Annotated in this window: 10 protein-coding genes; 8 read left to right on the top strand and 2 right to left on the bottom strand. The window is 67.4% G+C overall.

The window, feature by feature from the left end; genetic code table 11:
- The first annotated feature begins 23 nt into the window (after positions 1 to 23).
- Together AC5RWT_RS29910 and AC5RWT_RS29915 are read left to right on the top strand one after the other, a co-directional pair.
- Positions 24 to 1,454, top strand: coding sequence for an MFS transporter (locus tag AC5RWT_RS29910; RefSeq protein ID WP_494083379.1), 1,431 nt, complete (start codon positions 24 to 26; stop codon positions 1,452 to 1,454).
- Positions 1,451 to 3,238: a DEAD/DEAH box helicase gene (locus tag AC5RWT_RS29915; protein WP_494083380.1), complete on the top strand. Its 1,788-nt coding sequence runs from the start codon at positions 1,451 to 1,453 to the stop codon at positions 3,236 to 3,238. Before AC5RWT_RS29910 ends, AC5RWT_RS29915 begins: the two co-directional genes overlap by 4 nt.
- A 21-nt stretch (positions 3,239 to 3,259) precedes the next feature.
- On the opposite strand, the gene AC5RWT_RS29920 is transcribed toward AC5RWT_RS29915, so the two are convergent.
- On the bottom strand, positions 3,260 to 3,877 hold the full coding sequence (locus tag AC5RWT_RS29920; protein WP_494083381.1) for an isochorismatase family protein: 618 nt from the start codon (positions 3,875 to 3,877) through the stop codon (positions 3,260 to 3,262).
- A complete protein-coding gene (locus tag AC5RWT_RS29925) occupies positions 3,874 to 5,205 on the bottom strand; it encodes a nicotinate phosphoribosyltransferase (protein WP_494083382.1) in 1,332 nt (443 codons plus the stop codon). The genes AC5RWT_RS29920 and AC5RWT_RS29925 overlap by 4 nt, the downstream gene beginning before the upstream one ends.
- Before the next feature lie 210 nt (positions 5,206 to 5,415).
- Between AC5RWT_RS29925 and clpS the strand changes: the two genes are divergently transcribed.
- The 6 genes from clpS (at position 5,416) to rdgB (ending at position 9,884) form a co-directional block, all read left to right on the top strand.
- Positions 5,416 to 5,748: an ATP-dependent Clp protease adapter ClpS gene (gene clpS, locus AC5RWT_RS29930; RefSeq protein ID WP_493966139.1), complete on the top strand. Its 333-nt coding sequence runs from the start codon at positions 5,416 to 5,418 to the stop codon at positions 5,746 to 5,748.
- A complete protein-coding gene (locus tag AC5RWT_RS29935; RefSeq protein ID WP_494083383.1) occupies positions 5,749 to 6,324 on the top strand; it encodes a DUF2017 domain-containing protein in 576 nt (191 codons plus the stop codon).
- Positions 6,325 to 6,573: 249 nt separating this feature from the next.
- Positions 6,574 to 7,602, top strand: a complete 1,029-nt coding sequence (gene murI / locus AC5RWT_RS29940; RefSeq protein WP_494083384.1) for a glutamate racemase — start codon at positions 6,574 to 6,576, stop codon at positions 7,600 to 7,602.
- A complete protein-coding gene (locus AC5RWT_RS29945; protein WP_494083385.1) occupies positions 7,599 to 8,393 on the top strand; it encodes an MBL fold metallo-hydrolase in 795 nt (264 codons plus the stop codon). Before murI ends, AC5RWT_RS29945 begins: the two co-directional genes overlap by 4 nt.
- Positions 8,394 to 8,428: 35 nt before the next feature.
- Positions 8,429 to 9,220: a ribonuclease PH gene (rph, locus tag AC5RWT_RS29950; protein WP_494083386.1), complete on the top strand. Its 792-nt coding sequence runs from the start codon at positions 8,429 to 8,431 to the stop codon at positions 9,218 to 9,220.
- A complete protein-coding gene (gene rdgB / locus AC5RWT_RS29955) occupies positions 9,213 to 9,884 on the top strand; it encodes an RdgB/HAM1 family non-canonical purine NTP pyrophosphatase (RefSeq protein WP_494083387.1) in 672 nt (223 codons plus the stop codon). Before rph ends, rdgB begins: the two co-directional genes overlap by 8 nt.
- Positions 9,885 to 10,599: the final 715 nt, after the last annotated feature.

The raw sequence follows: 10,599 nt of genomic DNA on the forward strand, positions 1-10,599 counted from the left end.
AGAAAGTTAGTCCTGGTTCCTTAATGACCGAATCTACTGCCGTCCGCGCGCCCGGCGCCATGTCGGCTGCCTACCGGCCGCTGACGATCGGCCTGCTGACGGTGATCACGCTGGCGGCGTTCGAGGCAGTGGCAGTGGCGACGGCGATGCCGGTTGTGGCGGCCGATCTGGAGGGCAAGTCGGCCTACGGGCTGGCCTTCTCCATGTTCCTGACCGCGTCGCTGCTGGCCAGCGTGGTGGCCGGCGTCTGGTGTGACGCCAAGGGCCCGCGTCCGGCGCTCGGCGCGGGCCTGGTGCTGATGGTGGCCGGCCTGGTGGTCTCCGGAGTGGCCGGGGAATTCTGGATCTTCACCGCCGGCCGGGCCGTCGCCGGGTTGGGCGGCGGCTTCGCGATCGTTGCCGTCTACGTGATCATCGGGCAGGTCTACCCGCAGAGGCTGCAACCGGTCGTATTCGGCTGGCTGGCCGCGGCCTGGGTGGTGCCGTCGCTGGTGGGGCCGCTGGCCGCCGGCGTCGTCGCCGAGTACGTTTCCTGGCGCCTGGTGTTCTACGGCGTGGCGCCCATCTTCCTGCTGGCAGTGCTGGTGGTGTGGCCGCAGACCCGGAGCCTGGGTGCGCCGGAGAACCCGACGACGGACCGGCGCGCCGGCCGCCTGCAGGCGGCGCGGGGCCTGCTGCTGGCCGGCGGCGTGTTCCTGGCCCAGTGGGCGCTGTTCGAAGCGGTCGCCGGTGGGCCGGCATGGAAGCTGGTGCTGCTGTACGTGCTGGCAGCCGGCGGAGCGGTGACGGCGCTGCTGGCGTTGCCCAAGCTGATGCCCGCCGGCACTCTCCGGCTGCGGCGCGGGCTGCCCAGTGTGATCGCTACCCGCGGACTGATCAATCTGGCGTTTTTTGGCGCCGAGGCGTTCATTCCGCTGATGCTGGTGGCGGCGCACGGGATCTCGCCGGCCACGGCAGGCCTGGCCCTGACAGCCGGCGCGGTGGGCTGGAGCATCGGGTCCTGGCTGCAAGCCCGCGTGGTGACGGAACGGCACCGGATGCTGGTGATCGGATCCGGCATCCTGACCGTTTGCATGGGGCTGATGGCGCTGGTGTCATCACCGTCCGTGCCGCTTTGGGCGCTCATTGCGGTCTGGGCGCTGGCCGGTTTCTCCATGGGCATGGCGTTGTCCACGACCTCCGTGATGGTGCTGAAGATGTCCGCCCCCGAGGAGCGCGGACGGAACTCCGCGTCACTGCAGCTGGCCGACCAGCTGGGCGGCGTGGTGGGCACTGCCGGGGCGGGCGGGTTGTTTTCACTGCTGCGTGATCCGGACAACCCCGGCTCGATCGGCGTCTATGTGGTGATCTGGCTGGTCCTGGCGGTGGTGGCGGCGGGCGGAATCGCCACCGGGTGGCGCAGCGCGGAACGGACGGACAACAGGCAGGAACAACGGGAGGAGGCCAGCGAATGAGCAACGACACACTATTTGGCGCCGGACCGGTGCTGCCGCCGGCTTACCCGGAACGGGCGGCCTGGGGCACAGCGCCCAAATTGCGCCAGTGGCAGGCCGAAGCCCTGCAGAAGTACTTCGAGATGGCCCCGCAGGACTTCCTCGCCGTCGCGACCCCCGGCGCGGGCAAGACGACCTTTGCCCTGCGCGTGGCCACCGAGCTGGTGGACCGCGGCATCGTCAACCGGATCACCGTCGTCGCACCGACTGACCACCTCAAGCGCCAGTGGGCGGATGCCGCGGCGCGGGTGGGCCTGGCCATCGATCCGAACTTCAAGAACTCCGACGGGTCGCACGGCCGCGATTTCATCGGCGTCGCCGTCACCTATGCGCAGGTGGCCATGAAGCCGCTGCTGCACCGGGCCAAGACCGAAGCTGCCAAGACGCTGGTGATTCTGGACGAGATCCACCACGGCGGCGACGCCCTCAGCTGGGGCGACGGCATCCGCGAGGCCTTCGAACCCGCCGCCCGGCGTCTGGCGCTGACCGGCACGCCGTTCCGCTCCGATACCGCGGCGATTCCGTTCGTGGAGTACGCCGAAGACAGGGACGGCATCCGCCGCTCGCGGGCCGACTATACCTACGGCTACGGCAGCGCCCTGCGTGACCACGTGGTGCGCCCGGTGATGTTCATGGCGTACTCCGGGCAGATGCGCTGGCGGACCAGCTCCGGCGATGAGTACGCAGCGTCACTCGGCGAGGCGGCGGTGACCAAGGACATCACCGCCCAGGCCTGGCGCACCGCGCTGAACCCGCAGGGACAGTGGATACCCTCGGTGCTGGCGGCAGCCGACAAGCGGCTGACCGAGGTGCGCCGCGCCGTCCCCGACGCCGGCGGGCTGGTGATCGCCACCGACCACGACGACGCCCGGGCCTATGCCGGCCAGCTCAAGAAGATCACCGGCGAATCCGCCACCGTAATCCTCTCCGACGACGCCGGCGCCTCCGAAAAGATCGAGTCGTTTTCCGCCGGCGACAGCCGCTGGATGGTTGCCGTGCGCATGGTGTCCGAAGGCGTGGACGTGCCCCGGCTCTCCGTTGGCGTGTACGCCACGTCGACGGCGACGCCGCTGTTCTTTGCCCAGGCCGTGGGCCGTTTTGTGCGTGCCCGGAAGCGCGGCGAGACGGCGTCGGTGTTCCTGCCGTCAGTGCCTAACCTGATGGAACTGGCCAACCAGATGGAACTGGAACGCGACCACGCGCTGGACCGGCCGGACAAGGACAACGACGAGGGTTTCATCCCCGAAGAGGCCCTGATGGAGCAGGCCAACAGGGAAGACAAAGCATCGGGCGAACTGACCAAGCAGAAGTTCGAAGCCTTGGACTCCCAAGCCTCCTTCGACCGGGTGCTTTTCGACGGCGCCGAGTTCGGCACCGGGGGAGAAGTCGGCAGCGAAGACGAACTGGACTTCCTGGGCATCCCCGGACTGCTGGATGCCGAGCAGGTGGGCGTGCTGCTGCGCCAGCGCCAGCAGGAACAGCAGTCGCGCAAGCGCCGGCGGGCCGGTGGGGCGGCTGATCCGGAACCGGCACCGGCCGTGGTTGACCACCGGCAGCTAACCGAACTGCGCAACCAGTTGGCCAAGAACGTTTCCGCCTGGTCTGCGCGCTCCGGCATGCCGCACGGCGTGGTCCACTCCGAGCTGCGCCGGGTTTGCGGCGGCCCGGCGGTGGCCCAAGCCAACGAAGAGCAGCTGAACAAACGCCTGAAGAAGCTCCAGGACTGGTTCATCGGCCGCAAGTAGCCCGGGCGCAGGCCCGCCCGGCTACTTGATGATGTCGATGCCGTTGTCGGTGAACTCGGCCAGAGTCTTTTCCACCCGCTCGGGATTGATTCCAGCAGTCAGCGCCAGGTTCACCGAGGTGGCGTAACCGGCCTGCACGGCGTCGAGCGCGGTCTGGCGGACGCAGTAGTCCGTGGCCAACCCGGCCACCACCACTTCGTCAACCTCGTGCTCCTGCAGCCAGTCGTCCAGGCTGGGCATCTCGGTCTCTTCTTCTTCCTCGTCGCCCTCGCGTTCGCCGGTGGCTACCTCGTCCGCCGGCGCCAACAGCCCGTCGAACCCGGAGTAGCCGGCGTCGAACTGGCCTTTGCGGAAGTAGGCGTCGATCCGGTCGGTGTCCAGGTCAGGATGCAGGTCCGCTCCGCGCGTTCCTGCCACGCAGTGCCGCGGCCAGCTGTCCACGAAGTCCGGCGCCTCGGAGAAATGGCTGCCAGGCTCCACGTGCCAGTCCTGCGTCGCGACCACGACGTCGTATTCGTCCGGCTGGGTCTCCAGGTGCTCGCTGATGTCGGCGGCAGTCTTGGCTCCGCCGTTGACCGCCAAGGCACCTCCCTCGCAGAAGTCGTTCTGGACGTCGACGATGATCAGTGCGCGTGTCATGACTGCTCCTCGAATTCGGTGGGAATGGCGGCTTCGCCGCGCTGCAGGCGGTGCACGGCACCGGGCAGCTCGGCCATGGAAGAGGTGTGGCGTTCGGCGGCGCGACGGACGCCTTCGGCACCGGTCCAGCCATCTGCCAGCTTGCCGTCGGTGATGAACTGGTGCAGCAGCGCCCGGTCGTTGCCGTCGTCGAAAGGTGGGTGGCCAATCCCGACCACCTCGGCGGTGGCGGCGCCCCGGTCGTTGAGCCGGCGCAGCGCGTATTTGCGTCCCCCGACGGAAATCTTGTTCTTCGACGCCTTCGCGACCGGAACCTGCCGGCCGTCGGCATCTTCGCGGCTGACCAGTTTGTAGACCATGCTGGCGGTGGGCGCGCCGGAGCCGGTGACCAGCGCGGTGCCCACGCCGTAGGAGTCCACCGGAGCGGAGGCGAGGGCAGCGATCGCGAACTCATCCAAGTCCGAGGTGACCGTGATGCGGGTGTGGTGGTTCCCCAGATCGTCCAGCAACTTGCGCACCCACTGAGCCTGGGCGATCAGGTCGCCTGAGTCCAGGCGCACACCGCCCAGTTCCGGACCTGCCAAGTCCACGGCCGTACGGACGGCGGTCTCGACGTCGTAGGTATCCGCCAGCAGGGTGGTTCCCACGCCCAGCGACGCCAGTTGCGCTTCGAAGGCCTGTTGCTCGCTGTCGTGCAGCAAGGTGAAGGAATGGGCGGCCGTCCCCACCGTGCGCACCCCGTACCGGAAGCCGGCTTCGAGGTTGGAGGTGCTGGCGAAGCCACCGATCACCGCGGCACGGGCCGCAGCCACCGCCGACTCTTCATGGGTTCGTCTGGACCCCATCTCGATGCAGGGCCGGCTGCCGGCCGCCCCGGTCATTCGGGAAGCTGCGGAGGCGATGGCGCTGTCATGGTTCAGCACGGAAAGGATGAACGTCTCCAGAACGCAGGCTTCGGCGAAGCTCGATTCCACGATCAGGATCGGCGAGTACGGGAAGTAGGCCTCGCCCTCGGCGTAGCCGTAGATGTCGCCGGAGAAACGGAAATTGGCCAGCCAGTCGATGGTCTTCGCGTCCACTACGTCCGTCCGGGCCAGGAAATCCAGCTGGTCAGCGGAGAACGTGAAGTGCTCGATTCCCTCCAGGATCCGGCCGGTTCCGGCCACGACGCCGTATCGCCGCCCCTCGGGAAGCCGGCGGGCGAACGCCTCGAAGACAGAGCGCCGGTGGGCTGCGCCGGAGTGCAGGGCGGCCTGGAGCATGGTCAGCTCGTAATGGTCGGTATACAGGGAGGTGCTGGGGTGGCCCCAGCCGGCTGCATTGTTCACATCCCCGACTCTAATCCTGTGTGTGCCGTCTGAGTACTTTGCGCACCGGTGTCACCCCGTGGGACATGCCACGCCCCGGTGTCACCCAGTGGGACATGCCACCCACCGATGTCACCCCGTGGTGCACACCGCGCACCGGCGGTCCCCCGTCGGAGTGCGCTTGGCACCGCCGTCGGACTGTCCTGCCCCGCCCTGCCTACAATGGAAGCCATGACCGTGAGCATGCTTCCCTCCTGCACAACCGTGCTCGACGCGGATATCGAGACGTCCCGCCGCACGGAATCGGCGGAACTCACGGCCAAAGACGTCCCGTGGGTCGTCATCGTGTGGAACGATCCGGTCAACCTGATGAGCTACGTCAGCTATGTCTTCCAAAGCTACTTCGGCTACTCGGAGGCCAAGGCCCGCAAGCTGATGCTTGAGGTGCACCAGCTGGGTAAGTCGGTAGTGGCCACCGGCAGCCGCGAGCAGGCCGAGCGGGACACCGTGGCGATGCATTCTTTCGGCCTGTGGGCCACGTACCAGAAGGCGGATCAGGCGTAGATGGCCAAGGCATTCAAGCACACACGCAAAGGGATCACCGGGTTTTTGGAGCCCGCCGAGCGGGACCTAGTGGGGAAGCTGTTCGGGGACGTCATTGCCATGCTGGAAATCGACCGGCCGGACGAAGATCCCCTGGCGGCAATGGTGGGATTGGACCTCGACGCCACCAAACCCCAGGATGCTGCCTTGCTCCGGCTGCTGCCGGATGCGGTGGAGCACGACGACGGCGGGGCCCTCGAGTTCCGCAAGCTCACCGAGCGCTCGCTGCGGGAGGACAAGCTCGGGGCGCTGCGTGCCAGCGCGCTGCTGCTGGAACACACGCCGCTGCAGCTTACCGACGAGCAGGCCCGGCTATTCGCCAGAGCGGTCAACGACGTGCGGCTGGTGTTGGCCGAACGGTTGAACATCCGCACTGATGAGGACGCCCAGGCGTTGCATGAGGTCGACGACTGGTCCCAGGCCGAGGACTTGGAGACCTATCTTGCGCTGGTCTACAACTTTATGACCTGGCTGCAGGAGACACTGATGCAAGCGCTGCTGGACGGACTGGAGCGCTCGCACGGCCGCGACCGCTAGGCGGATCCAACAGCGCCTCCAACCGGCCGGCGCCGCAACGCCTCCTTCACTCGAAGCCTGCACACGGTCGGAGCCGGCGGCTCATCGACCAAGCGGCCTGCCCAGCGGCCCAGGCGGCCGCTCCGCAAGTGGCCGCCTGGGCCGGTAACACTGTGAGATGGCTAACATAAGCCGCACGTAAGTTCGCCCAAGGGCCTGCGGAGGTCTTATCCTCTAGTGAATATGAGCCTGGAAGGCAGTGACACCCCGATGTTGATCCAACCCGAAGCTCCGATCGGCATCTTCGATTCCGGGGTCGGCGGCCTGACAGTGGCCCGCGCGGTCATAGACCAGCTGCCCAACGAGTCCATCCTGTACGTGGGAGACACAGCCAACGGGCCCTACGGTCCGCTTCCCATAGCAGAGGTGCGGGCCAATGCGCTGGGTGTGATGGACGAACTGGTCGACGCCGGCGTCAAGCTCTTGGTGATTGCCTGCAACTCTGCCTCCGCCGCCGTTCTGCGCGACGCGCGGGAGCGCTACACCGCCCGTTACGGCATTCCGGTCATCGAGGTGATCCAGCCGGCCGTCCGCCGCGCCGTCGCCTCCACCCGCAGCGGCAGGATCGGCGTGATCGGCACGTCGGCCACGGTCGGCTCGCGGGCCTATGAGGACACCTTCGCCGCCGCACCGCACCTTGACGTGACGTCGGTGGCTTGTCCGCGGTTCGTGGAATATGTGGAGGCCGGTGTCACTGCCGGCGAGGAGTTGCTGTCCACCGCCGAAGAGTACCTGGAGCCGCTCAAGCATGCAGGCGTGGACACGCTGGTGCTTGGCTGCACGCACTATCCGCTGCTGACCGGCGTCATCTCCTACGTCATGGGCGACGGCGTGACGCTGGTGTCGAGTGCGGAGGAGACGGCCAAAGACGTCTACCGGTCGCTGGTTTCGCACAATCTGCTCCGGCCTGACGAAACGCCCGGAGAGCACCACTTCCTTGCCACCGGAGACGCCCCGTCCTTTGAAGTGCTGGCGCGCCGGTTCCTGGGGCCGGAAGTGATCGCGGTGGAACATGTGGACCGCGTCGCCGCGCAGTACCCTACGGGCAGCATGGCCCGGATCACCCCGGAAATGATTGCCGCCGCGCGCGCCGGCACCCGGCCGGCGTCCAAAATTTCTCCCTTCGCGGGTGCTGAGCCGGCAGCCAAAATCCCGCCGCTTGCCGGCTCGGGGGCGATAGCCGGGGTTGCGCCCTCTGCCGACGCCTCAGGGCGGCACAACGTGGGGGAGCGGGCATGAACCTGACCATCATCGGTTGCAGCGGTTCGTTCCCTGGGCCGCTGTCCCCGGCGTCGTGCTATCTGGTCAGCGCCCACGACGGCGAACGCACCTGGCGCATTCTGCTGGACCTGGGCAACGGCGCCCTGGGGACCGCCCAGCGCTACATGGCGTTGGAAGATATCGATGCGGTCTTCCTCAGCCACCTGCACCCGGACCACTGCATGGACCTGTGCGGCCTGCATGTGGCCGTGCGCTGGAATCCCGACGGCTGGGCCAGGGGCCGGATTCCAGTATGGGGCCCGGCTGCCACCTCGGAGCGGATGGCCACGGCCTACGGACTGGAACTGGACCCCGGCATGACAGAGGAGTTCGACTTCCACCACTGGGCTGAGCGGGAGCCAGTGAAATTAGGGCCATTCACCATCACTCCGTATCCGGTACGGCATCCGGTGGAGGAGGCCTACGCCATCCGCGTCGAGGCGACCGAGCCCACGCCGGACGGGCCGGTCACGCGGGTGCTCGCCTATTCCGGCGACACCGACAGCTGCCCGGAACTGGTCGAAGCAGCGTTCGGTGCGCACATGTTTTTGTGCGAGGCCGCCTTCCACGAGGGTCGCGACGACGACATCGACGGCGTCCATCTCACCGGAAAGCGGGCTGGTGCTGCCGCGACCGAGGCACAGGTCCGGCGGCTGCTGCTGACCCATCTGCCGGTCTGGAACGACTCGGTGCGGACGGTCAGTGAGGCACGTGAGACCTACTCGGGCGATCTGGCGGTAGCGGTGGCCGGCGTCAGCTACGTCGTCTGAGCCACGACCGCCCGGCGAGCCGATAGGGTGGACATATGACTGACGTTGATCCCAGCACCGCCATGCCCGTTGCCGCTGCCGCCCGAGCCGACGGCAGGACGCCGGAGCAGTTGCGTCCGATCAGCATCACCCGCGGCTGGTCCAACCAGGCCGAAGGGTCTGCACTAATCGAGTTCGGGAACACCCGGGTGCTCTGCACCGCCTCGCTCACGGCGGGCGTGCCGCGCTGGCTGAAGGGCGAAGGCCGCGGCTGGGTCACGGCTGAATACGCCATGCTTCCCCGGGCCACCAACACCCGGTCCGACCGGGAATCCGTTAAAGGCAAGATTGGTGGGCGCACCCACGAAATTTCCCGGCTGATTGGCCGCTCGCTGCGCTCGGTGATCGACACCAAGGCGTTGGGGGAGAACACCATCGTGCTGGACTGCGACGTGTTGCAGGCCGACGGCGGCACCCGCACCGCAGCCATCACCGGCGCCTTCGTGGCCCTTGCCGACTCCTTGCACTGGGCCAAGGAGCAGAAGCTGATTGCCCGGTCCGCCCGCCCGCTGACCGACACTGTCGCCGCTGTCAGCGTCGGAATCATCGACGGCGTGCCGATGCTGGACCTGCCTTACGTCGAAGATGTCCGTGCCGAAACCGACATGAACGTTGTCGTCACCGGATCCGGACAATTTGTCGAAGTCCAGGGTACGGCCGAGGGCGCACCGTTCGACCGCGCAGAACTTGACGCGCTGCTGGATCTGGCCCTTGCAGGCACCGCCCAGCTCGCCCAGATCCAGCGCGCCACCATCGCGGAGACACTGGGAGAAGTCATCCGTGGCTGACCAAGGGACGGAAAACACCGGAGCGGGGGACGTTCCGGACAGCGCGGCAGCTACTCGGCCGCGGCTGGTTCTTGCCACCCGCAACCAGGGCAAGCTGCGTGAGTTGCGTGAATTGCTGCGTGGCCGGATACCGGGCCTGGACGTCGATACTCAGGTCATTGACGCTGCCAGCGCCGGAGCCCCCGACGTTCCCGAAACCGGGCTCACGTTCGCAGAAAACTCTCTGCTGAAAGCACGGGCCGTCGCCGAGGCCACCGGTTTGGTGGCGGTGGCAGACGACTCTGGCCTGGCGGTGGACGTGCTTGGCGGTGCGCCTGGCATCTTCTCGGCCCGCTGGGCCGGCAAACATGGCGACGACGATGCGAACCTGCGCCTGTTGCTGAGCCAATTGGCGGATATCGCCCCCGAGCATCGCGGAGCCGCGTTCGTCTGTGCGGCAAGTGTTGTCTCGCCTCATCTTGAAGCCGTTGAAGAGGGACGCCTGCTTGGTACCCTGCTGACTGAACCGCGTGGTTCCGGCGGCTTCGGCTACGACCCCATCCTCCAGCCGGCAGGCATGGACCGGAGCTGTGCGGAACTGAGTCCGGAAGAAAAGAATGCCATCAGCCACCGCGGCCAAGCGTTCCGTGCGCTGCTGCCGCACTTGGTCGTAGCGCTGGGCTGAAGCCATGCTCGGCCGCTGACTATGTCGCCTCTCCCGGGCAAGAAGCAGTGCCGCACCTCCGAGGGCGGCTCCCGGCCAGAAGCCGCGCACTGATGTCGCACGCTGCCGCGTCGCGCACTGACGTCGCACGCTGCCGCGTCGCGCACTGATGTCGCACGCTGCCGCGTCGCGCACTGATGTCGCACGCTGCCGCGTCGCGCACTGACGTCGCACGCTGCCGCGTCGCGCCCTGACCTCGCACGCTGCCGCGTTCACGCGGCCAAGGGTTGCGCGCTTTTCCTCATGACCGGCGGGCCAGCCGGAGGGGTGCGCGTGCCGGTGGCCGATCCCATGTGAAGGACCGCGGGCTGACGCAAGTTCTCCCTCCGGCCGCCGTCTACCGGAAGGTGCTTGCTGGCTTTCCCTCCACAGGCGTGAATCTCCGCCCCCGTTCCACATGCCGGATTTCTTCCCAACTGACTGCCTGCGGGGTCCCCGTGATGGGGCGGGGGCGTTCCGGACTCTGCGGACGGGCGTTCCCCGGGAAGCGCCTGTTATTTCGTCAATGCGGTTCGCTGGGTGTGTTCCCGCCTGCGGAGTCCCGTCCGCGTTGTCCGCCGCCAGAGGTTCTGGCGACTCTGAACTGGGGGTTATGACTCCAGATCTGCGGCTGCCGGTGAGGGTTGCCGTGTCCTGCGAAAATGTCAGACCCAGCCAATAGTCTGGGTTTAGTAGC

This window comes from Arthrobacter sp. Dra40 (assembly GCF_059091905.1).

Excerpts from the sequence above, each read along its gene's own strand:
- AC5RWT_RS29915 (WP_494083380.1), top strand. The coding sequence starts at position 1,451 with ATGAGCAACGACACACTATTTGGCGCCGGACCGGTGCTGCCGCCGGCT.
- rph (WP_494083386.1), top strand. The coding sequence starts at position 8,429 with ATGACTGACGTTGATCCCAGCACCGCCATGCCCGTTGCCGCTGCCGCC.
- AC5RWT_RS29920 (WP_494083381.1), bottom strand. The coding sequence starts at position 3,877 with ATGACACGCGCACTGATCATCGTCGACGTCCAGAACGACTTCTGCGAG.
- murI (WP_494083384.1), top strand. The coding sequence starts at position 6,574 with ATGTTGATCCAACCCGAAGCTCCGATCGGCATCTTCGATTCCGGGGTC.
- clpS (WP_493966139.1), top strand. The coding sequence starts at position 5,416 with ATGACCGTGAGCATGCTTCCCTCCTGCACAACCGTGCTCGACGCGGAT.
- AC5RWT_RS29945 (WP_494083385.1), top strand. The coding sequence starts at position 7,599 with ATGAACCTGACCATCATCGGTTGCAGCGGTTCGTTCCCTGGGCCGCTG.
- AC5RWT_RS29910 (WP_494083379.1), top strand. The coding sequence starts at position 24 with ATGACCGAATCTACTGCCGTCCGCGCGCCCGGCGCCATGTCGGCTGCC.
- AC5RWT_RS29935 (WP_494083383.1), top strand. The coding sequence starts at position 5,749 with ATGGCCAAGGCATTCAAGCACACACGCAAAGGGATCACCGGGTTTTTG.